Origin of the sequence: Aquincola tertiaricarbonis (genome assembly GCF_000969605.1) — a bacterium.
Lineage (GTDB): Bacteria > Pseudomonadota > Gammaproteobacteria > Burkholderiales > Burkholderiaceae_C > Aquincola > Aquincola tertiaricarbonis.
In genome coordinates, this window is the sequence record NZ_JZUE01000030.1 from 35944 (window position 1) to 61762 (window position 25819).

The window sequence follows — 25819 nt, forward strand, 5'->3', positions numbered from 1 at the left end:
GTGTGGATTCCCGCTTCGTGGCGGCGGTGGACGTGCTGCCCACGGTGCCCGACCTGCTGGGCGTAGCGGCCTGTGCGAGATGCGCGAGGCCGCGCTGTGAGACGCCCTGCGTGCCACACAGGAACAGGCGCTGCTGCAGGAACTGGCCGATGCAGTGCGCCAAGCGGGTCAGAGCACCGGGCGGCACCTGGCTTGCCGTCTGGGCGGCATCACCCCAGCCGGAGCCGAACATGGCCGACAACAGCGAGACCCACGACCACACCACCCGCGACGGCGACACGCCGCGCCAGATCCGCCAGCCGGTGCAGCCGGCGGACAGCGAGATCGCCCGCCAAGTGCAGGGCGGCCTGCCCGCCACCGACAGCCAAGGCTCGCGCGCCGGCAGCAGCAGCGGATCGCAGACCGACCGCACCGGCTTGGCTGACGGCGTCCCGCAGGGCTCTTCGCAGGGGCTTGCAGGTGCGCAGGGCAGCGGCGGAGGCGCCGACCAGCCTGCCGGCCAGCCGCGCCGCGAGCCGCCCGACGCGGCCTGAACCAGGCAGGCTCCGCCGGCAGCGGTGGCCGGTGAGTCCGGGCCGCTGTCCGGATCGCTATCGGCCGCTGCGCGAGCGGACTTACCGGCGTCCTGATGTCAGCAGGAATTCTTTCCGCCACCCGATCGGCGTGCCGCTCGCCATCGGCGCCGCCGGTGCAGGGACCGGGTACCTCTCGTACATTCTGCTGAAGCTGCGGAAGAAGCTCCGCAAAGCGCAGGACGGGTCCGAGGTTCAGTTTAACGAGCATGAGGTTCAGATCATGGAGGCGACTCTGTGCCGGTTTGCAAGGAAGTCGTGCGGCAGTGATGTCCCGGCAACCGGTGGGGAACGGGCGAGTGGTCGCGCGTGGGGCTGCCCTTGTGCTCGTTGCGGGCCGTTGTGGTCTCGAGGCTAACGCCGGTCGGCTGGCTTCAGTGCCAAGGCAAGAGTTGCCGGATCACTCGTAACCGGCTCCCACACGCCACCGCCGTACTCAAAGTCCACATCGATGATTGCCGCCGGACGAGTGATCCTGACCAGGCACTTCTTCCACGGCGCCTTTCCGGGTAGCCGCATGGCCTGTTGCAGTGCAAGCGCGGTCTTCAGCGGTTCCATGCCGTCGGGGGAAGCCGCTTCCCAGTCGTCGCCGCGGTAGATGTACCCATACATCCGCTTGCGAACATCGAGCTCGATGACGAGCGCCAGCCGATCCCAGGCTTCGGCGAGGTAGAAGGCATCACTCAGGATCTGACGCCCGAGCCGGGCAACCAGTTCGCTAGCGACCTGGTCGTTGCGTCCAAGCTTCATGGTGTTGGTTTGCTCCAAGTGCGCCGCCTGCGATGCCCGGTGAGCGTCCTGCACCCCGTGCTGCCGCTACTGTGGCTGGAAGCCCGCATCGGTGAGCTTGATGCGCGTAGGATCAATGACGAAGACCCTTCCACGGCCGCGCTGCGCCAGAGTTGCATGCCGGACGCGGTGCCGATTGCACCTCTGCCAGGGTGAATGAATGTAGACCTACGGGGTTCCAATGAACAGCGAGTCGCCGCGCTTGTCTTGCGGGCGCAACCGGTCCACGGGGAGCAGGCCTGGGGTCAGGAAGAAATGAACCCGGGACCGACCCGTCACCTGCTGGAAGAACGTCCGCGCCTGCACAAGCGACCCAACCTTGTCCGTCTGCAGCCGCGGCGCCCGCGCCTGCACCGCATAAGGCATGACGGGATGGAGTGCCAACGGGTGCAACGCTGCGCCGGTATCCCGAGCATTGGTGCGGGCGGGGAGGCGGACGGAACCTCGCTGATCGCGTGCAGCATCGACACTGCGTCATGGAAGCGTGCCGGCACCGCCCAGACAAGCCTCGGATGCAGCAGGACGGGGAAGTCGAGGCGCAGGTCCGCCAGACGGCTCCGAGCAAGCTGGCGGGCCCATCCTTTGACGGCGGGCTCCACGATCGCGAACACCTTGAGGCACGCCTGCACCTCGGCCACCGGGGAGTGGGTGCTGGGCTCCTCATTGCTCCAGACCCACGGCTCGTCTGGCACGTGGAGCGCCGGATGGGCGGATGCGACCATCACATGATCGTGTCGCCGGAACGCCATGCGGGGCGCGAAGCCGGCGACCTGCAGCAGCACCCCGAGCCCAGCCGGGCCTGCGGCGCCTTCTAAGGTAGTCGGTTCCGCAGGTCGACCGTAGGCGGCGCGCCTGCCGCCCTTGACGCCACACGCATGCACTGGATCTGCAGCCAGGAGGTTGTCGAAGCGGGCGTGGAACTCCCGAGCCGACCGGACCAGCGCGTCGTCTAACGGAGTCAGGTCGTCACTGTCCATCCGGCCGTGCGCGCCTCGGACGCCTGCGGCGCAGTGCCTGAACAAGCCGTCCCAGCAGTCTGCCATCGGAGATCGCCATGGCGATGCCAAGCGCGCCCAAGATGACGAGCAGGGGAGTTGGGCTGCGCTCGCACAGTTTTTTCTGCGTGCACAGGTCGGGAAAGAGCAAGAGCGTGATGACGGCTAACCAAATCAGAAGGCACAGAATGCTGCGCCAGATCATGAGGAACTCGCTGTGAGGTCGTAGAGGGGTGCGAGTCTGTCACATTCCCTTACGGGCATCTCTCCTCGTAGTCAGCACTGCGGCGCGGCTAACTCGCGCCAACTGCCGGTATTTCAGCTTGGCTCATCAGTGGGCGGAAGATTGTCCTCGAGGTCACCCAGCTCGTCGTCAGACAGCGGCGCATCGACGTCGTCTGGCACGGTCAACCGTCCTGCCCAAGAACCGATGGTGGTGCCCCGTGCCGGCAGATCCCAGGGCTTGCGTGCACGCGCCGCAATGTCCAGCGCACTGGCCTACAGCGCGGCGTGCTCCTCGTTGGCCACTTCGGCAGGACAGCCTGGATTGATCCCTCGTCCTGCGCATGCCCGGCCGCATCGAACGGCTCTAGGTCTTCCACGGTGTAGCGCTTGGTAGCCAGGGTCAGGACGCACCCTCGCCGGCATCCATCTGGCGCACGAAGGCGCTGGCCACCGCACCCACAGGATCCCCTTGCCCCTGTTTGAGCACACGGTCACCGCAGGCCGAGCAGACGCCGCCGGTAACGGCCGGAATCATGGTGGTCTGGCCCTGTCGACCTCGCCTTCGAAAAGGCTCTTTGAGAGATGGCCCGCTTGATGCGCGTCTTCTTGAAGCGGTTCGCTTGCATGAGCGTCCGCATCATTGCGCCGATGGCCTGCTTCTCGAATGAGGACAAGGGCTCGCCTATGTTCTCGGCGAGGAGGTGGGTGCTTGAGGGACGCTGGCATCATGGCGGCCAAGAATTTGACCTGGGGAAGTTCATGAGGAAGACGTTCGGCGCGACGGTGATCGTCGCGGTTCTGGCATTCATGGTCGGATGCGGCCAGAAGAAGACAGAGCTCGGTGAGGGCGGCTCGGTAGTTTCGGGCTCTGCAGGACCGGTCGGAGCCCAGGGTGCGTCAGATGCGCTGACCCGCTGCAAAGCGCCAGTCGCCACACTGGCGCTTGCGGAGAACCCGAACGGCTACACGATGCGGGACAGCTACCAGCTTCCGTCTTCGCCGGTGCCGCTCATCAAGCTCATCGCGCAGCAGAGCGGCTGCTTCCGTGTGGTGGACCGAGCGGCGGGGCTGCGCGCCACTGTGCAAGAGCAAGAGCTGAAGAACTCGGGCATCGTGCGCGGCAACTCAACGGTAGCGAGAGGCCGCGGCTACGAGGCCCAATACACGCTCGTGCCGAGCCTCACCTTCAGTGAGCAGGATGCAGGCCGCGGTCTTGGCGGCATCATCACCGCCATCCCTTGGCTGAACCAGGTCCCGGGCTTGGCCGGTATCGCCGAGCAAGTGAAGTTCAAGGAAGCTCAGGTGGCGCTGCTTCTGACGGACAACGAAACCACCGAGCAACTTGCCGCAGCGACCGGCGCCGCACGCACAACCGATTTGGGAATCGGTGGCTTTGCTTTTGGCGGCGGCACCGGCGCTGGCGGCATGGGCTGGAGCAACACGAACGAGGGCAAGGTCATCGCTGCCGCGTTCTTCGACGCGCATAACCGTCTGGTGCAGCAAGTGCAGGCTCTGCAGGGCAAGGAGCTGCCGCCGGCTGTCCCGCTGGCGCCTCGCTAGTGCCTTAGGCCAGTCTTCGGAGTTCTCGACGCGTTACCCCCGCTTCTGCAGGGACGCCTGGAATCCCAGGTGAGCCGTATCGCGCAGGCCAGCAGGCTCGTCTTCGCACCAAAGCGCGCGCTGCATGACCGCGGCGCTGAGGGAGAGCGCGAACGACCGAGTGGCTTTCTGCGCAATGTCGTCAAGTCCAGCGAACTTCCGCAGAGGGTCCTCCATCTGGTCTTCGACGACGGCGTCCAACAGCAGACACAACCGGTCGTCAAGCGCCTGAGCATTCTCTGTGGGCGTGAGCGGTCGCGCCACCGAAGCCAGCATCCATACCCGCGATGTCTCGAGCTCACCGCCGGTGCCGGGGAACGGGTCGAGGTCGTTGCCGGCGCGCTTCCTGAATTCAGCGAGCAGCTTTTCGGCGGCTGCTTGTGTGAGGACCACGCCCAGCAGGCGTGTCGCTTCGTCGCGAGTGCGGGCGACAGTGACACGAGTGTCGGTCGTTGCAGGTTCAGTCAAGCGGGTCTTGAGTTGCCGCTTCTGCCGGGCAATGCGTCGCAAGGCCCTCACGGGTGGCGCGTCAAGTGGTGGAGTCTTGTCCTCCATGAGCGTCTTGGATGCCAGCAGAACAGGCGTCGGCACCATCAGGCCCCGGCAACCGCAACACCCCGCGCGCGGATGTCTTGTGCCTCGCTTGGGAGATCATGGTCCCGGCAGTTTGGCAATGTCACCAACTGGCGCTGTGGTCAGGAGCCATCGCTGCATGACACATTGCAGGTAGGGTGGACATGGACGCAAACAAGGGGCCCCCAGCGATCGGCTACCCGGGGGAGGTCTGATACCGCTTGAAGAAGCACTGCGCTTGTCTGAGCGGCTGTACCCATTGGGAATGACAGGGGCGCTATGTGTGAGTACATGGAGGCCAGAGGCGCTGACACGGCCGGTGCTCAAGCACGGCGCTCCTTCTTAGAACGCGCGGGCTCGGATGCCATGCGAGCGCAGCTTCGGCTGTACTGCACGGAGTGGGCGAAGACCGTCTGGCCGCGCTCACCGGACCGTTGAAAAGCCTCCAAGGCGTCTATTCGACGTGCGTGGCTTACAAGTCGCCGGATATCGCGCGAGTGCGTGCTGAAGCTGCCGGCCTGCGCAGCGGAGCTCCCGGCGAGTTTGTGTCCGTGCAGGTGGAGCGAGCTTGGGGCGGGCAGGTGTGCGACTGACCTCGTCCCAGACGCCTCAGCGAATCATGCTACCTGTCGCCGTCATCCGCCTTGGGCCGCTGCTGCGCAAACCGGCGCGCTTCTTGGTCCAATAGTGCTTTTGCGGACTTGTTCGCCGCCTCAAGCCGCTTTGTGGCATCTGCCAGGGTTGCGATCATCTGCCCCTGCACCCTTGCTGCTCTTTGCGCTTGCTCGTCTTCACAGGCGTCCTTCAGCGCCTGCGCCTGAAGGTGCCGGCGCCGCCCCAGGATCATGCCAACCAGTAAACCGACGATCACCCACGGCGGCAGCGTGACACCTTCGTTGGCTGCCACCCATCCGGCAGCGGCTCCGGCACCAAGCAGGAAGATGCTCCACCACATCCGGCTGTACCGCCGGTCCCGCATCAAGCGCAATGTCTTAACGTCCATTACAGCGTCCGATCGATTCCGTGCAAGTGCCGGCGTACAAGCCTCAAGCGCCGCTCCCACTGCCAGCGCTCGGAAGGCGTGGCATGGAGGAAGCCAGGCGGCTAGGCACGGATCAGTTGCCGGTCTTGAAAGCTGACACGGTCTCAACGAGACGGTCGGCCTGGCTGCGCAGGCTCTCCGCGGCAGCGGCACTTTCTTCCACGAGGGCGGCGTTCTGCTGGGTGACTTGGTCCAGCTGCGTGACGGCGTCGTTGACCTGACCGATTCCCTGTGTCTGCTCCAGGGTGGCGGCGCTGATCTCGGAGATCAGGTCGCTCACGCGGCGCACCTGGATCACGATGTCGTCCATCGTGCGCCCGGCGTCGGCCACCAGCGTGGTGCCGACTTCGACCTTCTCAACGCTCGCGCCGATCAACGACTTGATCTCCTTGGCGGCTTCCGCGCTGCGTGAGGCCAGGCTGCGCACTTCACCCGCCACCACCGCAAAGCCTCGTCCTTGCTCGCCGGCCCGGGCAGCTTCCACTGCGGCGTTCAACGCCAGGATGTTGGTCTGGAAGGCGATGCCGTCGATCGTGCTGATGATGTCGGCGATGCGCTTGCTGCTCTGGGTGATGTCATCCATGGTGGCGACGACCTTGCCGACGACTTCGCCGCCTTGGCTGGCGACTTGGCTGGCCGAGGCGGCGAGCTGCGTTGCTTGACGGGCGGTCTCGGCATTGTTCTTGACAGTCGCGTTGAGCTGCTCCATCGACGCGGCCGTCTGTTGCAGGTTGCTGGCTTGCTCTTCAGTGCGCTGCGACAGGTCGGCGTTGCCGGTGGCAATCTGCGCCGAGCCGGTGGCGATGCTGTCGGAACCTGCACGAATGCCGTCGACCACACGAACCAGCGACTGCTGCATGTTGCGCATCGCTGCCAACAAGCTTGTGCTGTCGCCGTCACGCACAGCCACCTGAACCGACAGGTCGCCGTTGGCAATGCGGGACACGACGTCCGCGGCGTACTGCGGCTCGCCACCGATCTGGCGAACGATGCCACGCGTCAGCATGACGGCTGCACCGGCGCCGAGCAGCAGCGCCATCAGGCTGCAGGCAATCATCAACAAGCGGCCGCTCGTGTAGTCCTTGTAAGCCTCAGCAGACGCTTCCTGGTTGATCTTGTCCTCGAGCTCAGACAGCTGCCCGAGCGTCTGAAGCCACTGGTTCATTGGCCCTTGTACTTCCTTCATCAACACGACCGTCGCTTCAGCATTCTTGTTCTCTAAGCCAAGAGCGATGGCCTTGTCCACCAGCGGCCGAGTCGTGTCTTGCAGCTCCTTCACCTTGGCGAGGAGCGCTTTTTCTTCAGCGGTGCTCGTGGCGCCCGTTTTGAACATGCCGTCGAGCTGCTCATACGCCTTGTTGTAATTGGCGCGGGAGGTTTGCACTCGATCGACCTCTGCTTTCATGCCGGCGTCGTCTGTCTGCAGTACGACGTTGCGAGCGGCGGCTGAAACCTGGTTGATTGACACGCGCATGGTGACAGCCAGGCGAGACTGCACATTGTTGATCTCAACGATTTGCCGCAGCTCCTCCTGGATTGCGGACATGCGGCTGATGCCGAGCACGGCGACGAGGGCGAGCATGAGCAGCACGGCACCAAAGCCGGCGCCCAGGCGCTGGGCGAGCGATAGGTTCTTCAAGGAAGGTCTCCGTAGTTTGCTCAGAACAGGCCCAGTTGCGGGCCAGCCATGAGCGTTTGAATGTCGGTCACGATGAGCGTGCGGCGCTGGTCACCCTCGCCCAGGGATGCGAGCCCGATGACGGCACCCTCGGTGGTTTCGGCCGCGAAGTCGGGCGGCGGCAGGATCGAGGCTGTATCGAGCGAGACCACGTCTGCGACGGCATCCACGGTCACCCCGATCACGCGCTCGGCGATGTTCAGGATGATCGTGACGGTGGCTGCATCGTTGACGGCCTGCAAGCCAAAGGCGAGGCGGAGGTCAACGATCGGGACGATGACACCCCTCAGGTCAACCACGCCGGTGATGATCGGCGCCGCCTGGGCGATTCGGGTGGGCGATATAACGCCACGGATCTCCTGTACACGCAGGATGTCGATGGCGTATTCCTCTGCGCCCAGTCTGAAAGTCAGGTATTCGCTGGTGGCGACAGCTGGTGTGCGGGTGCGTTTGGTGGTCGAGTGAAGAGAAGTGGAGTGCGCTTTCGTCGCGGGCGGCGCATCGACCAGGAGTTCGGTTTGCATTGACAGGTCCTTCGCCTGAGCCACGCCGCACGAAGTTGCGGTTGCTGGCTTCGCAGCGTCATCGTTCTGTCAGAATTTCGGCAAAATTTCCCTCGCGCTTTAGGACGTCATTGCCCGGGTTTGACCTAGGTCAGATGGGCCCTTCGGCCAGGCGCGCAGCCGTACGAAGGAACCGCCGTCGGAATCAATGGAGCTTCTTCGGAATTTGGGGCGGCCCGCCCTTAAGACCTTGGGGGCACGAGTCCGACTCACTGGGCGAGACGGCGGTGACCAACGGCAGCTCCTGTGGTCGCGCTGATTCTTGTTTTGGCGTATCTCGTGGCTGCCAGGCTGTACGGAGAGCGGCAAGCAGTGAGGTTCGCGAATGCTCATGCGCCATCGCTTGGCGCCAGTCCCCGGCGCGGATCGAAGACAGCATCTCGGTACTGGCATGCGCAATGGCGTCGTACAAGCCATTCAGGTCTGCCGTCATAACCGTCGGTGTCGTCCGTACAAGAAAGTACGGTTCTCGGCTCGAACGGAAGAGTAGTGAGGGCGCGCCAACCGGTCCAGCCACGCCGCGTGACATCTACTGCGGTAGACGCGGCTGTGCTGCCCTGGCGGCCCGCGATTGACAGTTAGAGCACTGAGACCGGTGTCTCGGGTGACTTGGCAGACGGCAGCATGGTCGCAGTGGCCTGAAGACATGTGTGACCGTCGCGGCCGTGCTCTTTGGTCACGTACAGCGCCCGGTCAGCGGCTGCTAGGTAGTCGTCGACGGACAGGCGCGTCGCCGCAGGCGCGAAGGCAGCGCCGATGCTGGTCGAGACGATCACCTCGGTGCCGTCGCCCAGGGTAATCGGCTGCCGAACCGCTTGGACCAACTTCTCTGCAACATGCCCGGTCTCCTCGAGCGTGTTGACACCTTCAAGCACAACGACAAACTCGTCGCCCGCCAGACGCGCGGCGAAGTCCGTCTGGCGTACGGTGTGTTGGACCCGCTCGGCGAAGGCCTGCAGCACCGTGTCGCCTGCAGCGTGGCCGTGGGTGTCGTTGATCGCCTTGAAGTAGTCCACATCAAGGAACAGCAGCGCGGTCCCCTGGCGATGCCGCCGTGCGCGGGCCAGCGCTTGGGGCAGGCGTTCGTTGAAGCAGCGACGGTTTGGCAACCCCGTCAGCGTGTCGTTCATCGCTAGTTCCGCCATCTTGCGCTCAGCCATGCGCAGCGCCGTGACGTCCGTTGACAGCGTGTAGACCCCGTTGACCGTAGACGACGAGTCCATGTCAGGCACGTACACCGTTTGCAGGATTCGGTGCTGTCCGAGCGCGAAGGAGGTCAGCTCGAACTCCACACGTTCGCCGGCGAGGGCCCGCATCAACGCTGCCTCGCGCTCATCGAACAACTGTTCGCCAATGACGTGCTTCAGCGGGCGCCCCAATGCGTCGGCGACCGGCACACCTGTCCACATCTCGAACTGCTGGTTGGTGAACTGCAGCCGCTGGTCGCTGTCGATGTACGAGATCATCATCGGCAGGTTGTCCGTGACGGCGCGCATCTGACGCTGGCTGCGTTCCGCGGCCACCTGGGCGCGCTTGAGGTCGGTGCAGTTGAACGACATCAGGAAGTAACCAACGACTGCTCCATCTTTGTCGAGCTCGGGAACAAAGTGCGCTTGGTAGTGAGCGTCGCGTGCCGGCTCATATCCCTCGAAGCTGGTCGTCTCGCCCGTGAGCACCTTGTCGATGTGGGGGCGGTGAAGTTCATAGGCGAGATCAGAGACGCCGACCCGGAGCTTCTGGCCAATCGTTTGCTCACGTGTCAGGCCATGGACCTTCAGCGCCAGGTCGTTGGCAAACAGGCAGCGCTCCTGGCTGTCGAAGTGGCCTACGAGTGCAGGTAAGTGATTCAAGACGCCGTGCAGCCGTCGCTCACTCGCCTGAAGCTTGGCCTGCGCAGCGCGCCGCTCGGTGACATCACGCAAGAAGCCGAACGCCACGATCCCATCGTGGCTGCGAATGGCGCCCACCGACAGCTCCACCGGTACCGCGCGTCCATCGCGGTGCCGCGTCTCGAGCTCGACGCGCCTTCCCACGAGCTTCGGCGGGCCACCAGCAACAAAGCGCTTGAAGCCGCCGTCATGCCCAACGCGCCCCTCGGGCGGCACGATGAGCTCGGACATCATGCATCCCGTGGCCTCTTCAGCGGTGTAGCCGAACATCGCCTCGGCTGCTTGGTTCCAGTCGGTGACACGGCCTAGGCTGTCCATCGCAATGAACGCGTCCGGCGAATGCTGCAGGATCGAGGCCATCCGGGCCTTGCTGTCGGCCAGCTCCTTGTTCAGCACATCCAGCTCGGCCGTGCGCACCTTGACGCGTGTCTCGAGCTCGGCCGCAAACGTGCGCAGCTCGTCGTTGGCACGCTTTTGACGGTCAGCGTAGTCTGCAAAGGCCCGGCTGAAGATGTCTGCTTCTCGATACGGTGCGTGCCAGTTGGTGGGCAGCCGCTGGCCGGAGTTCATCATCTCGGTGACCTCTCGCAGTGGCCGTGCCAAGCGGCGGGCGCCTATCAGCAGCAAGGGCGCCGCCAGAGAGCACACGAGGGCCACCCAGAGCGCACTGCGGTTACGCAGGCCGCGGTAGCCGTTCATCGCGACCTCATGCGGCTGGCGAAGAACCACTGTCCACCCTAGACCTTGGTACTCGCCATAACCTCGGGTGCGCGCAGCAGAGACGACGTAGCGGCCATGTTCATCGGCATCGTCGATGTCAAAGCGCTGACCTTCCATCTGCTTGGGGCCGAGCAGAACGTCGCCCTTGCCGTCTAAAACGAGAATTTCGGCCTCGGCCTGCTCGGCCAGCCGTGCCGCCAAAGATTGTTTCAGCTCGGCGGCCCAGCCCCAGCTGAGGTGAGCGCCCAGCACGCCCACCACCTTGCCGTCTTGGCGAATGGGCACGGCGAAGTCGACGAACCGCCAAGGGTCGGCTTGGGCCGGCAGCAGCTTGGCCAGCAGTACCGCCTTGTGCACGTCGCCGACAAACGGAGCCTGCAAGCCGGCCTGGAACCAATCGCGCTTGGCGACGTTAACGCCTTGCAGCATGCCATCGGTCGCTGCCTTGACCCGACCATCCGCATTCGTCAAGCCGATCCAGGCGTACTGTGGGAAGCTGAGTCGGTAACTGTCCAACGCACGCTGGACCTCGGCCGGAGACTTCGCATGAGTCACTTGGTCAAGACGGCTCAGGATCTTGATCTGCTGGAAGTGCTGCTCCATGCCCAAGTCGAGCGCGTCGCGCAGCGACGCCGCGTTGCTCCGGAGCAGTTCGTGCGAATCATCGAACTCATGGCGTTCGACCATCTCGTCGACGACAAGGAATGCGGTGCCGGTGGCCAGGATGGTCGCGACGATGGCCAGCAAGAACAGCCACAGGGCCAGAGGTGGTGCCGAGGATTGGTAACGCTGAGAAGGGAACATCAGGACGTCTTCGGTCCCATGTCACTTAAGTTGAACGTAAGAAGGCTGGTGTTTGGGCGGCATATCCGGGGAGTCACCGACGACAGGACCGCCTACTCAGCACTTCACCCAAGGCATTTCTGCCCACCGCGTCGTGTAGCGTGGAGTGCGACGTTCCTGCCTCACCGACCAGCTGCGTGTCTCTGCGCCGTTGCTCACGGCGGTCTGGCTCGCGATCCGCACGGCGTCGCGTCCGAACCGGCGGTTCAGGGTGTCCATCGCAGCCATCAACTTGGCCTGGTTCGAACTCTTTGCAGGCACGGTGTCCACTGAACCTGGCTCAACATCGCCGACCAGGTCGAGCTCCGCTTGCTGGACGCCGGCTGCCTGCAGATCCATCAGCATCACGCCTGCCTTCGCGTAGCTGAACCCCGGCCGGAAGAGCCGGTGCACCGCACCGGCCGCGGCGCCGACCAGGTGCCGGGTGTCTGCCGTCGGCCGTACCAGCGGGATGGTGACGTTCGCCTCGTGCTGCCGGTCGTTCTTGCGAAACGGGCTCGTGGTGAAAAAGACGTTGACCGCACTCGCCATGGAGCCCTGCTGTCGCAGCTTTTCGGCAGCTCGCGCAGCGAACTCGCTCACCGCCTCCACGATCCCGTCGATTGAGGTCACCGCCTTGCCAAACGATCGAGAGACGAGAATCTGCTGCCGTCCCTCTGGCTGGTCGTCCAGGGCCATGCAGGAGACGCCTCGCAGTTCAAGGAGCGTTTTCTCCAAGACGACACTGAACTGTTTGCGCAGCATGGCGGCATCGCTGTGCGCGAGTTCGCGTACCGTTCGGATGCCGGATTCGTTGAGCTTGGCGCTGATGCGCCGGCCGATGCCCCAGATGTCGCCGACCTCGGTGGCTGCAAAGAGCTCCTCGAGCGCCGGGCGATCGATGGCGCCCACGTTGCAGACCTGTGCGAGGTGACGTGGGTAGGACCCAGGTTTTCGCTCGGCCTCCTTGGCAACATGGTTAGCAAACTTGGCCAGCGTCTTTGTCGGCCCGAGTCCGACGCAAGTTGGCAGCCCAACTTCTCGCCAGATGGCAGCACGCATGTCACGACACAGGGCTACCAGGTCACCGCGCACGCCGTCGAAGTCCAAGAAGGACTCGTCGATGGAGTAGATCTCTTGCCGCGGTGCGTACCGTGCCTCGATGGCCATCATGCGACTCGACATGTCGCCATAGAGCTCGAAGTTGGCCGATACGGCAATGAGGCCCTGGGTTTTCTCGAGGTGGCGGACCTGGAACCAAGGTTGAGCCATCTTCACGCCCAGGGCCTTGGCCTCGTTGCTGCGGGCGATGCAGGCGCCGTCGTTCGAACTGAGCACCACGACCGGTCGGCCGCGCAGACGCGGCGAAAACACGCGCTCGCAGGAGACGTACATGTTGTTGGCGTCGACGAGAGCCAGCATCGGTCACCCGATGAGCTGTTTGATGACGTGGGTCACGACGCCCCAAAGCTCGAACTCCACGCCCTCGGTGATGACGATGTCGCCGAAGTCAGGGTGAGCCGCCTGGAGCTTCATGAGCGCGTCTTGGTTCCACAGGCGCCGGCACAGCATCTCTCCGTCAACCGCGGCGACCACGACGTTGCCGTGGACCGGCTGTAGGGCACGGTCGACGAGCAGGACATCGCCGGAGTCGATGCCGGCGCCGCGCATGCCGTCACCAGCCGCCCGCATCACGAACGCTGCTTGCGGATGGGCGATGAGCGCATCGTTCAGGTCGATGCGCTTGACTGTTGCGTCGTCGGCAGGTGAGCCAAAGCCCGCTGCGACCGTCACTCGGGCATTGGCGCCGTCCGTAGCGGCGTCTGAGCCGTCATCAGGCAAGGGTTCGCGGGTGTACATGGACGACTGGGGGTCATAGGTGACCAGCAGCTTAACCGGCCCGTGCGAATCGGCCTCGGAATGCACGCCTGATGATTCCGGCGTCGCACAACATCGCAAGTCCGATGACCGAGAAAACGAATGAGTGCGGCTGCAGGCCCGGTCCGAAGATCGCAAACACAACGGCTGAGGTGCCAGTGGCAGCAAAGTACGACGCCCCGCCGAGCAACGTCGTCCAAACCATACGGGGCCGCTTGACGCTTGCAGCGGCAGCAAATGGCCCAAAGACCAACATGCACCCAAACATCGTCCCCATGAAGATGAACGGCAGGTCGCCCCAGATGATGGAAGGTTGGCTCGACGCAGCGACAGCATGAGCATCAGGCCCGCTGGCGGCGCCAGCGAGGACCGCAACAGTAACGATTAAGCGGTGCCCCGTTGCTGGAAGGAAAGCGACCGGCTTCAGCATGTCCTCTCTTTCGCCGGTACTTGAGTCAGATTCAGGATGTTCCGAATGGTATTCAAGGCATCTCCGTCTGCATGTTCACGTGCAGCTATCATCCAAGTTCCGTGATTCTTACAGTGAGCATGTCGGAACTACCGCGACTTGCGATTTGATGGCGCGTTTGGTGTGCCACTTCGAGTCGGCCCACATTCGTAGCGTCGGCTGCCATTTGTCATTCACATCCAAGGAGTAAGCCAAATGGCTACGAAGGCCTATTCCGATCTGCAACGCGAGATCAAGGCCCTTACCGAAGAGGCCGAGCGGGTGCGCAACGCCGAGAAGTCCGGCGTCATCGAACGGATGAAGGAGGCCATCGAGGCCTACGACATCTCCGTGAAGGAACTGTTCGGCCCTCGCGTGTCCGCGACCAAGGCGCCCCGCGGCAAGTCCGCCGGTCGTGGCGCCTTGAACGCACGGGCTGCCACGGGCCGCTCTGTTGCATACGCCGACGGAAAGGGCGGTGTCTGGGGCGGTCGTGGTCCGCGACCGGCTTGGCTGCGCAACGCTCTCGCCTCGGGCAGGCAGCTCGAGGACTTCGCAGTGGGCGCAAACCGGCCTGCAGCCGCACCGGTGCCAATGACCGGTGGAAACGAGGTGGTGAGCAAGGCGCCTGCAAAGAAGCGCGGCGCCACGGGCAAGCAGGGGCTGCCGGCTAAGTTCAAGGACGACGCCGGCAACAGCTGGAGCGGCCGGGGCTCGCAGCCTTCGTGGCTCAAGGCAGCCCTGGCATCGGGCAAGTCGCTGGACGAACTGCGCGCCTGACACACAGGCGGGAGTGGGCCCCTTGATCGGGCAAGCTCCCGTGCGCGCGGCGCGTAACCCCACTGCGGCCATGCGATCCACCCAAGAGAGGCCGGGGCGGTTAGATACTGTGGGTTTGTTCAGTGGAACCGTGCCCCGCCGCCGCCCCGTCGCCTTGCGCCTCCAGAGCCCTGGGGCGTCGAGGACCACGACCCCTTCGAACAAGCGTTTCCAAAGGAGTGCCCGGCCGTACTTCATGCAGGCGCCGTAGACCAGGCTGAGGGCGGAGGTTGGCCCAGGTCACGTCGCCGCGGGTCGCCTCATCAACCCGGTGTGCGAGGACGTGGCGTGCCACTGTCCCGGCGACGTCAAGCTGCTGTTCGCATGCCTTCAGCGGCGGGTCGGCTGCACGTACTGCTCCGCGCGCCGTTCTGGCTGCTACGTGTGGGCAGAGGCAGCGGGCTGGCAGACCGGTGGGGCGCGGGCTTGGCTCGCAGTGCGAAGTCGTGCTCGGCGACCGGGTTGCCCGTGCCTTCCCTTGCTGTTCGGTCGTGGTTGACCGGCAGCACATCCTTGATGACGCCATGGCAGCCGTCCTCCAAAGTGACCTCGTCGCCGGGGGTAAAGCGGTGAAGCGACGGAGTCGAAGCACCCCGCCTGCCCGACTCCCCACCTTGGTTTTAAGGTGCTTCCCGGCACCTAAGCCATCGTTGTCGTTGCAGGGCACCCGCGGCGCCGTGAGAAGGCGCCCTAGCGTCTCAGCTTGTGTACGCACCCCGGCCGAAAAGGGTAGTTCATCAGCGGTAGGCGGACGCCGCCGATGGACCTCAGGAAGTGCACTCAGAAAAAATCCGCCTGCCGCTGGTGTCGGATCTTCGCGACGAGCACCTCGCTTTCTCGGATGAGAAAGAGGGCCACATATCCGGACCGCCCGAACGGAATCACCAGTTCGCGCCAGAGAGGATCGTCCCCTGCTTTTCGGCAAGTGAACGGCGTCACGGCAAGCGATTTCAGAGCGATCTTGATCGTCTCCACTGCCGCGACGGCGACTTGAGGGTCGCCGGTAGGCGAGCCGACCTCCCGTTCGAGGATGTGCTCAAAGAGCCGATCGAGGTGCTCCTCCGCGGACGGCAGAAGTCGGACCCGGTACTGCTTCAAGTCGCAGTGCGGCGCCTGGCTGTCAGTGCGGCCTCGAGCTTCCGCTCAAGGCGCCGAACGAAGTCGTCGGCATCGACTGCCTTGCCATCCTCGTCGTACTGGAGGACCGCTTCCATGCCCCCGGCCAAAAAACCGGCTCGCAGTGCACGCGTTCGGATCTCGGTTCGAACTGCCGCCTCGACCAGCTGCGACAGGCTCTCTCCCGCTGCGAGGCAAGCCTCAGCATCGCGGCGCAACTCGGTGGGCACACGGACCTGCGGCAGGATCGCGTTTTTGCTCATGGGGCCGATTGTGCTCCAAGTGCGTTGCATCGGCAACTGCCGCTCGTTTTCTGTCGATGGAGCTGATCTCTTGCTGCCGGTTCGCCTGTACGTCAGAGTGGGCAGGTGACGGCTGCCAGGAAGGGCCTGCACTTGTGCAAGGGGCACTGGTACTCAGCATCGCCGAAGGCCGTTCCTTCGCCGCCGTGCGGCAGTGCGCCTGCGTGTGAAGCGGCGGTAGCCATCATCCGTCTGCAACTGGCGCGTCGTGGGTTGGTTCGCAGCGGCGCGCGCACGGCGGCAAACTTCAATGGCGTCGGCCATGTACTCCCAGGGCAGCGGCTGGAGGTCGCCATCCTGAGGGCCGTGCTGCGCCTGCAGCACCACTCAATTCCTGCGTCAAAGGGTTGCTTAGGCTGGTCGTCGCTCGTGCTCATGCAAAAGGGATAGCACTTCAGGGGAGTGCCGGAATGCAAGATGGCGGGCTGGCAGGGCAGGGGCAGCCGAAGGAACAGGTGGTGCGCCGGTTGCACTGACAATGGCACCCATCGATCACTGCGTTTCTCCCATGACATCTGCTGCCACCATCGCCTGCCACTCGGGCTCGTTCCATGCTGACGACACTGTCGGGGTCGCTGTGCTCATGTCACTGAACCCGGACGCGGCGCTCGTACGCACGCGCGATCGGGATCGGGTATCTCGGGCTGACTTTGCTGTCGACGTAGGTGGCCAGTGGGACCCGTCGTGTGGCCGGTTTGACCACCACCAACGTGGCTTCGATGGGCGCCGGCCGGACGGCACGCTGTATGCGAGCGCTGGGCTCGTCTGGAGCGCGCATGGGCGCGACTTCGTGGCGGCCATTGCCGGCTCCACAACCGACGCCGCAACCGTGGCGCAGGTTGCCGATGAGATCGACGACGAGTTCGTCATCCACGTGGACCGCGCGGACACGGGTGAGTCCCATGGTGCCCCAGGCTCGTTCGGCTATTCAGCGATGGTTGCGCAGTTCAATGCGACCTGGCTCGAGGGCGGGCTTGAGGGGGAGCGTGCAGACGCCGAGCACGCCAGTTTCTTGGCGATCGTGCGCTTCACTCAGCAGCTACTGCAGCGCATGGTGCATCGCAAGCTGGCGCGCGCGGCGGCGGTCAGCCGGGTCCGCGCCAGCCGCCGCCTTGAGGGCGGGCGCTTGTTGGTGCTCGATCAGGGCATGCCCTGGCAAGAAACCGTGCTGCGTGAGATGCCGGACGTCTTGATCGTCCTCTTCCCCGATGACGGCACCAACCATTGGGTCATCAGGACCGTTCCCATCGAGTCGGGGTCTTTCGACGCGAAGCTGGATTTGCCTGCGGCGTGGGCTGGACTGCGCGACCAGGAGCTTGCCGCGGCGTCCGGAGTCGCAGATGCTCGATTCGTGCACAACAACCTGTTCATCGGAGGTGCATATAGCTTCGAAGCGGCGCTCGCTATGGCCCGCGCGGCATTGGAAGTTCCACAGGCGGCTGCCGCCGGTCAGAAGGCGTAGGGGTCGTGAAGTAGAGGGAGGAGCCGCGGGCGATGAACGCCCTCGTGCCTCGCACACGGAGATCAGGCCCAGCGGTCCGCAAAAACGCCCGACACCTTGCCGAATCGCCTTCGCAGTGACTCGAGACCAGTGACGTGTTCTGTGATGGATTGCTGGCCTTCGTAGAACGGCAACGTGACGCGTCCGGGAATCAAGACGCCGAACGGGCTGCTCAGGGAGGGAGGAGCGACCGCGTTGGCGCCGATCTCAGCCTTGTGGCTGCCGCGGGTCGGCGAACGAAACGATCCACACTGCCAGAAGCTCCGTGACGGGCTGTTGATGACAGCCGCTGCACGCAAGACGCGGCAGGCATGGGCCAAGCTGTCATCATTCGTTTTTCGGCGCCCTGACTTCGAAGAATCAGCTGGTCGTATCCGGCCAACGGGCGCTTGCCAACATCACTTCAAGCAGAAGGCATGAAGAACAACGGTCTCGGGGGCTTGGCGTATGCGCTCCTCGGTGCATTCCTGGGCGCACTCGTCTGCCTGGCAATGAGTTGGACGCTGGGCAAGGCTGACGCCTTCGCCTCATTCCCCCTGTACGGCTCCGTCGGCGCCACGGTTCTGGGCCTCATTGGCTTGGCTCGCGAGGAAAACGAGCGAGCGGCGCGCAAAGACGACCCATGAACCGCACGACGCCTCAGCCCGCTCAGCGCCCGAAGCCGCGGCGGCCAGGGGGCACCACCGCGGCCGCGCGTGGCTGGCGCCGGTTCTGCGGCTGGTGTGACGGGACTTGGCCGGTGGCCACTGACGGCCGCAACCTCAAGTGCTCGCACTGCGGGCACTGAACCGAAGGCACCCATGAACGACCAGCAGCAGACCCCCAACGTCTACCGTGAGGCGCTGGCGTGGATCACCGAGCACCCGAGCACCCGAGCACCGGCAGCGCCAACAGCCTGGCCAAGCTGTGCTGTCGCTGTGGAACAGCGATTGCGCCTACCCGGAGCAGCTGTTGCACGCCCGCGAACTCTTCTTCGGTGTTCTCGGTCACGACCTGCGTGAGCCGCTCAACGCCATCACTCTGTCCGCTCAACTGGTTGCTCGAGCCCCCGATCTCGCGACTGCATGCAAAGCCTCGGCTCGAATCGAGAAGAGCGCGAGACGTATGACCCGGATGGTCGAGGATCTGCTTGATTTCGCGCGGTGAAACTCGGTACGGCACGCGCAGCACGATCACCCGCGCTATGCCGACTGCATCGTACGTCGGTCAGAGGCCACGTACATCATGCGTGCGCTGGTCGACCTTGCGCGCAGGTCGACGGGCTCCCGTTGAACATGCAGGTCGGCCGGCGATTCGGGGCTCAAACTGCTCGGGATTCTTCAGCAGCGCAACTCGACTCGATCCCATCCTAGGCAATCACAAGCGTCCACGACGAGATCTCTTGTGGAACGCTTCAAGGCTTCGGAACAGCGGCCGCTGCCTCGCCCGCACTTGTATAAGCCAAGCAGGTCACCGTCTGCGTACAGCCGCCACTGCCCGCGGTCGAACTGGGTAATTCTGAGAACGCCGCTGCGTGCGTGAAAGGCGAATGTGGTTCGTTCAAGCATTCGTGAGAGATTGGGTGCGGTTGCGGCGCGGGCCCGAAGCTGCGTCGGGCTGACGTGGCACGTGTACGAACGCGAGCGGCCAGCATTCCTCGTCAAGGGGTGGAGGCTTTGGGTAGGCCTCGCAACAACCTAGTCGTTGGATGTCTCTTCCGCGCTCGGCTCCTTTCCCGGCGTGTAGCGCGGCCTGGGCTGCGGCAGCAGGAAGAAGGCGACGCACGCCAGCGAGATCGCGACACCCACGCGTGGTGCGCCGAGGGCGACCGGAATCGAGGCGATCTGGATCACCGTCGCGGCGCCATAGCGACGCGTCATCTGCGTGGGGAAATCGGGCGCGAGCCGTTCGTCCATCACCCGCCGGTGCCCCGACAGTCCATAAAACCACTTGGACATCCAGGTGCAGGCGGTCAGAGCGAGGCCGGCGACCAGGGTCACCGATGCCGTGTCCTCAAAGCGCGTGCCGAAGTGGAAGCACCAGACGCGGATCGGATAGGGCGTCACGACGATGGCCAACAGGAAGAGGAGGTTGAGGGCGCTGAAGCCGTGATCGCTCCTGTCATAGATGCGGCCCGAGTAGTGGTGCTGCAGCCAGTAGGCCCCGATCACGAGATAGCACAGCACCAGCGCGAGATGTTCGCGCCACTGTTCTGCCATGGCCTTCGCCAGATCGGTGTAACCCTGCGGCCCTTCCGGTGAACCCGGAACCTTGATCTCCACGATCAGCAGGGTCAGCGCGATGGCGAAGACCGCGTCGCTGAACCCCTCGAAGCGGCTGAGCCCGCGCTCGGCACCTATCGTCTTTAAGTCAGGAGGTCGAGCCATCCGTTGTTCCTTCAGAACGTCCGCTCATGGGGCTACAGCATGGGAAGCCGGCCCGGCCACGGGCCCAGCGGGAACGCTTCGTCGATGCGGGCGAGTTCGGCTTCCGTCAGCCGCAGCACGCCGGCGCCCGCGTTGTCGGCGGCGTGCTCCGGGCTGGACGCCTTGGGGATCGCGAACAAGGACGGCCGCCTTACCAGAAAGCGGAGCGCCACCTGGCGCGCCGTCGCGCCGTGCCTTGCCGCGATCTCCTCCAGTACGCGGCCCCCCCGCGTACGCGGGCCCGGGAAGCTGCCATGGCCGAGTGGGCTGTAGGCGACCACCGCGATGCCGTGTGCTTCGCACCACGGCAATACGGCGTGCTCGATCACGCGCTCCTCCAAGTGGTAGAGGACCTGATTGCAGGCAAGGCGGCCTTCGCCGCCAGCGCTCCAGGCCAGCTCCAGCTGGGGCACGTCGAAGTTGCTCACGCCCCATGACAGGATCTTGCCGTCGCGCCGGAGCCGCTCGAAGCCCGCGAACGTGTCTTCGAGCGGGTGCGGACCGGGCCAGTGCAGGAGGTAGCAGTCCAACCTGTCGGTCCGCAGGCGCGCGAGCGAGCGTTCGCAGGCCGCTACCGTTCCGCCACGCGAGGCGTTCCCGGGGAGGACCTTGGAGACGACAAAAACCTCGTCGCGCCGACCGGCGATGGCGTCGCCGACCACGATCTCGGCGTCGCCGTACATCTCGGCGGTGTCGATGTGGGTCATGCCGAGATCAAGGCCGCGGCGCAGGGCAGCGACCGCAGTGGGCCGATGCGCGTCGTCGATGTACCAAGTTCCCTGGCCGATCACTGCAACCTCGCGCGGCCCCGTACCAAACGGGCGCCGCTGCATGCTTTTCGGTCCTGCGGCGGAAGGGGCGTCCTGTGCAGCGCCGGCTGCGGCTGTTGGTCTCACTCCGCCGCTGCTCCCCGAGATTGCCCGGTTGGAGTCGCGAATAGCCTGACGACCTCCGGTGGGCTTCTCGATCTTCGCGTCCGGCACGTTCAGCACCGACACTCGCGGGGTCCGTTGTAGACGACTTCTCTCATGATGTCTCCTTGGTTGATTGCTTGGATCGTTGTCGACCGCCTTACAGGCAGCCGACGTTGACTGGCTTTACGCTCAGGGTTAGCGCCGCCGCGTCTCCGTCCCCTCGATGCGCCACAGCTGAGTCGCAAGGCGAGGGCCGTTCTCGGGCTTGAACCAGCTCATGTCTTGAATGCGCGAGCTCGTGACGTAGATCGTGCCGTCAGGAGCCTCGGAGAAAGTGTCGGGCCAGCGCAACCGGTCGTCCTGGACGAGGGTTGTGTCTCGACCGTCGTCGCGAACCTTCACGGCGTTGCCTTCGATGGCGCTGAGATAAAGGCGCCCCCGCCCGTCGATCCACAAGCCGTCGGTGGGCTCGCTCTGGCCGACCCGTTCGACGCGGGATTCCAACTCCTTAACGGAGAGACGGGAATTGTTCAGCGCCTCGGTCGCGATGCGATACAGCGTCCGGCCCGTCAGCGCTTTCCAGTAGAGGTGACGACCATCGGGGGACAGCGCGATGCTGTCGGCCGCGAACTCCACCGCGCGCCCGTCCGGGCGGCGCAACTCCCGCCCGTCGGTCTTCACCACGACGCCCTTCTCTGGCTGTGTGCTGGGATGGCCGTCCAGGACTCGGCGCGCCTGCCCGCCCGGCAGGTCCACGACGATCAGCGCGCCCGTCGCGCCGGCATCGGTGAGGTAGGCTTGGCGGCCGTCAGCGCTGAGGCGCACGTCATTGATGTAGGAGCTGAGCGGCGCGACCCTTTCGTCGAAGCGGATGACCTGTGCGACCCGGTTCGTGGCGAGGTCGATCCGCACCAGCTTCGCTCCATCCGGCACGACGTAGCCTTGACCGGGGGCGGCCGGGTCGACGACCCAGAGATTGCCGCGTCCGTCGGCCACTACGCTTTGCACGCAAACGAAGTGGTCGTTTGGGGATATCTGGTCCTTCTTGGCGTTCCGCCAAGCATTCCATTCCTCGTTCGGGTAGGGCTTGACCTGGCCGTCCGCCGTGACTTCGGCAACGGAGATTGGCGCGTCCTCGGTCCAGCGCGGGAAGTTCACGAAGACGCGGCCATTCGCCGCGACCGTCACTCCGGTCACCTGATGTTCGAAGCTCGCGACGAGCTGCAGCCGCGCCTCGCCTCCCGGCGAGGGAGAGGCCTGCTGCTGCGCGAGGGATACGCCGCCGGAGGGGAACGCCAATGCGAGCGCGATCGATGCGGCGGCTGCGAACTTGATCATGGTCACCTCATCGGCCTGGAGTGGGCTTGCGACTTGCGACCGAGGGGCCTGTTGCGCCGTCAGGGCGCGAACACCGCGCGCACGCAGCCGTCGGTCTTGTGCTTGAACATGTCGTATCCGCGCGGGCCGTCCTCGAGCGAGAAGCGGTGCGTGGCGAGGTAGGCCGGGTTCAACTCGCCCTTCTGGGCATGCGCGAGCAGGCGGTCCATGTAGGCTTGGCCGTGCTGCTGAGCGCTGCGCACGGTCATGCCCTTGTTCATGATGACGCCCATCGGGAACTTATCGATCAGCCCGTAGACGCCGAGCACCGAGAGCGTGCCGCCCTTGCGGCAGGCCATGATGGCCTCGCGCAACGCCTGGCCGCGGTCGGTCTCCAGGCGCAGCGCCTGCTTGACGCGGTCGTAGGCGTATTGCGGCCCGGTCCCGTGCGCCTCCATTCCGACCGCGTCGATGCAGGAGTCAGGGCCGCGGCCCCCCGTCATCTCCTTCAGCGTCTCGAGCACGCTGTCAACCTGCGTGTAGTCGATCGTCTCGGAGCCGGCGTGCTCGCGTGCCATCTGCAGCCGCTCGGGAAAGCGGTCGATCGCGATCACCCGATCGGCCCCCATCAGCCGCGCGCTCTGCTGCGCCATCAAGCCCACGCCGCCACAGCCCCAGACCGCGACCGTGTCGCCCGGCTGGATGTTGCAGAAGTCGGCACCCATGTAGCCGGTCGGCGCCGCATCCGAGAGAAACAGCGCTGTCTCGTCCGCCACCCCGTCAGGGACCTTAAAGCAGTCGTTGTCGGCGAAGGGCACGCGCACATACTGCGCATGCGCGCCGGCATAGCCGCCAAAGGCGTGGGTGTAGCCATAGATGCCGGCCGTTTGATAGCCGCCGAGCAGCGGCGCTTGCAGCTCAGGCTTGGGGTGCGTGTTGTCGCACAGCGAGTAGAGGTGGTGGTTGCAATACCAGCACTGGCCGCAGACGATGAACGAGGGAACGACGACGCGGTCGCCCTTCGCCACGTGCTTCACTTCCGGGCCGACCTCCTCGATCACGCCCATGAACTCGTGGCCGATCACGTCGCCGGCCCTCATGGTCGGGATATAGCCGTCGATGAAGTGCAAGTCCGAGCCGCAGGTCGTCGACAGGCTCACGCGCAGGATGGCGTCGTGCGGGTTGACGATTTCGGGGTCCTTCACCGTGCCGACGCGCAGGTCGTTAACGCCGTTTCAATAGAGCGCTCGCATGACTCGTCTCCTTAGCGCGTGTCGGCGCGGGCCGCGGGCTGGCGCTCGGTGGTCGGAATCTCGCCGGTTTCGACAAGGCTCTTGAAGCGTCGCAGCACCCCGTCCGCGGCCAGGTTGAGGGGCGTGCGTGCCAGAAGCTTGACCGCCGCCTCACCCAACACGCCGCCGGGCGGGTCGAAGCGAAACCGGAGCGTGGCGACGGTTCCGCGGTCGGCAGGGCCCGGCCGGAAACGGACCGATCCCTCGTTCGGGACGGCGGCGCCGTGAAGAGAGCGCCAACCGATGCCCTCGCCGGGGCGGTCGTTCACCGTTTCCGAGTCCCATTCGTAGGCATGGCCCAGCGGCCCCGCGACACGCCAGTGCATGCGGCCGTCGCCGGACGGGCGCGCGATTGCGAAGCCACTCATGATCTGCGGCAGCGTCTTCGGATCGCACCAGCGCTGGTAGAGCGCGTCCGCAGTCATGGCGATTGTGATTGAGCGCTCCACCTCGGGCTCATTGGCCAGGGCCTTGCCCCGTCCCTTGCGCACGGCCGGACCGCCGTCGCGGCGGAGTTGGACGCCGCGCGCGACGGCGACCGCGGTCGCGCTCGCGAGTCCGATGAGGACGAGGGGTGCCTTCTTCCTGCGTGCGAGACCGGCCACGATGGCGGTGACGCCGAGGGCGAGAGGAACCCAGCCTGGGACCTGCATCGGCCCGCCGACAGAGGCGACCGGGGAAGGGCCGCTCGGCCGCAGCGATCTCTGCCGTTGCATTGCTACGCTGTTGCCCATGGCGAGCTCTCCCACTGTTGCGGCCTAAACATCTCATGCAGCGGTCCTCCTTGCCGGAGGCCGAAGGTGTTGAGACGTGCCTGACTATCACAGCGCTTCCGGAACCGGGTCATCCGGTGCATGCCTAAGGGGAACACCGCGATCAGGGCAGGCGGCGACGCTGGGTTGTCGACCGCGAAGCCAACGCCGTCGTGTGCCGGGCCGGCACACCAGTTGCCGGGCACCTGAAACCAGCCGCAAGCAGAGGCACAGCGCATGACTGCCCCCGATTTCCTGTCCGGCGGAGGCTCGATGGGTGCCCGCATTCGGGCGCACGATTGGTCCGCCTCGCCCACTGGTCCGCCAGGGGCTTGGCCGCAACTGTTGCGGACCGCGCTCAGTCTCGTGCTGCATTCCAGATTCCCGGCTTATCTGGCCTGGGGACGGGAGCTTGTGAGTTTCCACAACGACGCTTATCTGCCGATGCTGGGGACAAAACCGGACGCGCTAGGCCGGCCGGTCCAGGAGGTTTGGCCCGAGATCTGGGACGAGGTCGGCCCGATCGTGGCACGCGCTCTCTCCGGCAAGGCAAGCTACTTCGAGGATCTGCCACTCACCCTGGAACGCAAGGGCTATCCCGAAAGGACCTGGTGGACTTTTTCCTATTCCCCGATCTGCACCGAAACAGGGGAGGTCGGCGGCGTGCTGTGCATCGTGCACGAGACCACCGAGCGAGTGCTCACCGAGCGGCGGCTCGTTTTCCTTGACGACTTGAGAGGCGAGATGCGCGGACGGTGCGATCCGCGCGAGATGATGGCGGCAGCGGCGGAGAGACTTGGATGCCACCTCGGTGCTGGGCGTGCCGGTTACGGCGAGGTGGACGCGACTGGCACGGTGTTCACGGTCGAGCGCGACTGGACCGACGGCGCGATGCCGAGCTTCGTCGGCTGGCACCACCTCGATGACTTCGGTCCGCCGATCATGGGCGAGCTGAGGACGGGTCGCACGATCCGCCTCGACGACGTCCTGACCGACCCGCGCACGGCGGGCGAGGGCGTCGCCGCCGCTTTCGCCGCCATCGGGATGCGCGCCTGCATCTCCGCGCCGTTCATGGATAGCGGCGAGATCGCAGCGACGCTCTACGTCCACCAAGCCCAGCCGCGTCGCTGGCGCGACGACGAGGTGGCGCTGATGGAGGAGGTAGCCGGCCTTACCTCGGAGGCGGTCCGGCGGGCGCGAGCCGAGAGGGCGCTGCGCGAGAGCGAGGCACGGCTCCAGGCCGCTATCGACCTCGTCGGCTTATCGCCCTACGCCTGGGACCCCAGGACCGGCACGTTGTACTGGGACGACCGCCTCAGGGCGATGTGGGGTCTTCCTCCCGGAGCCTACGTCGACGACCACGTATTCCTCGCAGCGATCCACCCCGATGACCGGCCGCGCGTCGAGGCCGCCATCGCCCGATGCATCGATCCAGAGGGGGACGGGATTTATGAGATTGAGTACCGCGTGATCGGCGTGGAGAGCGGCGCGGAGCGTTGGATCTCGACTCGGGGACAAACCCTATTCGGCCACGGCCAGCCCATCTGGTTCATCGGCGCCGCCCTCGACATTACTAAGGAAGGTCTGCACAACGCGATGCGATGCGCC

24 protein-coding genes are annotated in these 25819 nt (G+C 65.1%); 7 read left to right on the top strand and 17 right to left on the bottom strand.

Annotated features, from left to right (window positions below; translation table 11 throughout):
• The first annotated feature begins 230 nt into the window (after positions 1–230).
• Entirely contained in the window at positions 231–533 is a 303-nt protein-coding gene (locus VO99_RS24260) for a hypothetical protein (RefSeq protein WP_046115528.1), read from the top strand.
• Between the two features lie 393 nt (positions 534–926).
• Here VO99_RS24260 and VO99_RS24265 read toward each other — a convergent pair whose 3' ends face one another.
• Together VO99_RS24265 and VO99_RS30555 are read right to left on the bottom strand one after the other, a co-directional pair.
• Positions 927–1340, bottom strand: coding sequence for a hypothetical protein (locus tag VO99_RS24265; RefSeq protein ID WP_157039767.1), 414 nt, complete (start codon positions 1338–1340; stop codon positions 927–929).
• A 987-nt stretch (positions 1341–2327) separates the two neighbouring features.
• Positions 2328–2561 (bottom strand): hypothetical protein, encoded by a 234-nt coding sequence (locus tag VO99_RS30555; RefSeq protein WP_157039768.1) that lies wholly within the window; start codon positions 2559–2561, stop codon positions 2328–2330.
• 779 nt (positions 2562–3340) lie between these two features.
• Between VO99_RS30555 and VO99_RS24280 the strand changes: the two genes are divergently transcribed.
• On the top strand, positions 3341–4141 hold the full coding sequence (locus VO99_RS24280; protein ID WP_046115548.1) for a CsgG/HfaB family protein: 801 nt from the start codon (positions 3341–3343) through the stop codon (positions 4139–4141).
• A 33-nt stretch (positions 4142–4174) separates the two neighbouring features.
• Here VO99_RS24280 and VO99_RS24285 read toward each other — a convergent pair whose 3' ends face one another.
• The 7 genes from VO99_RS24285 to VO99_RS24315 all read right to left on the bottom strand — a co-directional run bounded on the left by VO99_RS24285 (position 4175) and on the right by VO99_RS24315 (position 13393).
• Positions 4175–4774, bottom strand: coding sequence for a hypothetical protein (locus VO99_RS24285; RefSeq protein ID WP_157039769.1), 600 nt, complete (start codon positions 4772–4774; stop codon positions 4175–4177).
• Positions 4775–5375: 601 nt separating this feature from the next.
• A complete protein-coding gene (locus VO99_RS24290; RefSeq protein WP_046115533.1) occupies positions 5376–5756 on the bottom strand; it encodes a hypothetical protein in 381 nt (126 codons plus the stop codon).
• A gap of 112 nt (positions 5757–5868) precedes the next feature.
• A complete protein-coding gene (locus tag VO99_RS31920) occupies positions 5869–7434 on the bottom strand; it encodes a methyl-accepting chemotaxis protein (RefSeq protein ID WP_052736598.1) in 1566 nt (521 codons plus the stop codon).
• A 20-nt stretch (positions 7435–7454) separates the two neighbouring features.
• Positions 7455–7997 carry a chemotaxis protein CheW gene (locus VO99_RS24300; protein WP_046115550.1) on the bottom strand — a complete coding sequence of 181 codons (543 nt, stop codon included), beginning with the start codon at positions 7995–7997 and terminating at the stop codon, positions 7455–7457.
• Between the two features lie 617 nt (positions 7998–8614).
• Positions 8615–11449, bottom strand: coding sequence for a diguanylate cyclase domain-containing protein (locus tag VO99_RS29205; RefSeq protein ID WP_052736599.1), 2835 nt, complete (start codon positions 11447–11449; stop codon positions 8615–8617).
• A gap of 96 nt (positions 11450–11545) precedes the next feature.
• Positions 11546–12889 (bottom strand): Y-family DNA polymerase, encoded by a 1344-nt coding sequence (locus tag VO99_RS24310; protein WP_046115534.1) that lies wholly within the window; start codon positions 12887–12889, stop codon positions 11546–11548.
• A 3-nt stretch (positions 12890–12892) separates the two neighbouring features.
• The gene (locus VO99_RS24315; protein WP_232315512.1) at positions 12893–13393 is read right to left on the bottom strand and encodes a LexA family protein; all 501 of its coding nucleotides are present in this window, start codon (positions 13391–13393) and stop codon (positions 12893–12895) included.
• A gap of 616 nt (positions 13394–14009) precedes the next feature.
• Between VO99_RS24315 and VO99_RS24320 the strand changes: the two genes are divergently transcribed.
• Positions 14010–14573 carry an H-NS histone family protein gene (locus tag VO99_RS24320; RefSeq protein WP_046115535.1) on the top strand — a complete coding sequence of 188 codons (564 nt, stop codon included), beginning with the start codon at positions 14010–14012 and terminating at the stop codon, positions 14571–14573.
• 819 nt (positions 14574–15392) lie between these two features.
• On the opposite strand, the gene VO99_RS24325 is transcribed toward VO99_RS24320, so the two are convergent.
• Both VO99_RS24325 and VO99_RS24330 read right to left on the bottom strand, forming a co-directional pair.
• Complete coding sequence (locus VO99_RS24325) at positions 15393–15710, bottom strand: type II toxin-antitoxin system RelE/ParE family toxin (RefSeq protein ID WP_046115536.1); 318 nt, start codon at positions 15708–15710, stop codon at positions 15393–15395.
• Positions 15707–15991 (bottom strand): YlcI/YnfO family protein, encoded by a 285-nt coding sequence (locus VO99_RS24330; protein ID WP_052736600.1) that lies wholly within the window; start codon positions 15989–15991, stop codon positions 15707–15709. Before VO99_RS24330 ends, VO99_RS24325 begins: the two co-directional genes overlap by 4 nt.
• A gap of 517 nt (positions 15992–16508) precedes the next feature.
• Between VO99_RS24330 and VO99_RS24335 the strand changes: the two genes are divergently transcribed.
• Positions 16509–17492 carry an MYG1 family protein gene (locus tag VO99_RS24335; RefSeq protein WP_083440898.1) on the top strand — a complete coding sequence of 328 codons (984 nt, stop codon included), beginning with the start codon at positions 16509–16511 and terminating at the stop codon, positions 17490–17492.
• Between the two features lie 62 nt (positions 17493–17554).
• Here the strand turns inward: VO99_RS24335 and VO99_RS31000 are convergent, their stop codons facing one another.
• Entirely contained in the window at positions 17555–17851 is a 297-nt protein-coding gene (locus VO99_RS31000) for a hypothetical protein (protein WP_198157049.1), read from the bottom strand.
• A 96-nt stretch (positions 17852–17947) separates the two neighbouring features.
• On the opposite strand from VO99_RS31000, the gene VO99_RS24340 reads away from it, so the two are divergent.
• Entirely contained in the window at positions 17948–18157 is a 210-nt protein-coding gene (locus VO99_RS24340) for a hypothetical protein (RefSeq protein WP_046115539.1), read from the top strand.
• 280 nt (positions 18158–18437) lie between these two features.
• Complete coding sequence (locus tag VO99_RS29775; protein WP_198157050.1) at positions 18438–18677, top strand: histidine kinase dimerization/phospho-acceptor domain-containing protein; 240 nt, start codon at positions 18438–18440, stop codon at positions 18675–18677.
• Between the two features lie 530 nt (positions 18678–19207).
• Here VO99_RS29775 and VO99_RS24350 read toward each other — a convergent pair.
• The 5 genes from VO99_RS24350 to VO99_RS31005 all read right to left on the bottom strand — a co-directional run bounded on the left by VO99_RS24350 (position 19208) and on the right by VO99_RS31005 (position 24193).
• The gene (locus tag VO99_RS24350) at positions 19208–19897 is read right to left on the bottom strand and encodes a TMEM175 family protein (RefSeq protein WP_046115541.1); all 690 of its coding nucleotides are present in this window, start codon (positions 19895–19897) and stop codon (positions 19208–19210) included.
• A 32-nt stretch (positions 19898–19929) separates the two neighbouring features.
• Positions 19930–20769 (bottom strand): aldo/keto reductase, encoded by an 840-nt coding sequence (locus VO99_RS24355; RefSeq protein WP_046115542.1) that lies wholly within the window; start codon positions 20767–20769, stop codon positions 19930–19932.
• 276 nt (positions 20770–21045) lie between these two features.
• A complete protein-coding gene (locus VO99_RS24360; protein WP_046115543.1) occupies positions 21046–22188 on the bottom strand; it encodes an L-dopachrome tautomerase-related protein in 1143 nt (380 codons plus the stop codon).
• Positions 22189–22247: 59 nt separating this feature from the next.
• The gene (locus VO99_RS24365; protein WP_375136418.1) at positions 22248–23372 is read right to left on the bottom strand and encodes a zinc-dependent alcohol dehydrogenase; all 1125 of its coding nucleotides are present in this window, start codon (positions 23370–23372) and stop codon (positions 22248–22250) included.
• Positions 23373–23431: 59 nt separating this feature from the next.
• The gene (locus VO99_RS31005) at positions 23432–24193 is read right to left on the bottom strand and encodes an SRPBCC family protein (protein WP_198157051.1); all 762 of its coding nucleotides are present in this window, start codon (positions 24191–24193) and stop codon (positions 23432–23434) included.
• A gap of 255 nt (positions 24194–24448) precedes the next feature.
• Between VO99_RS31005 and VO99_RS24375 the strand changes: the two genes are divergently transcribed.
• Positions 24449–25819, top strand: a 1371-nt coding sequence (locus tag VO99_RS24375) for a GAF domain-containing protein (protein ID WP_157039770.1), incomplete at its 3' end; no start/stop codon positions are given.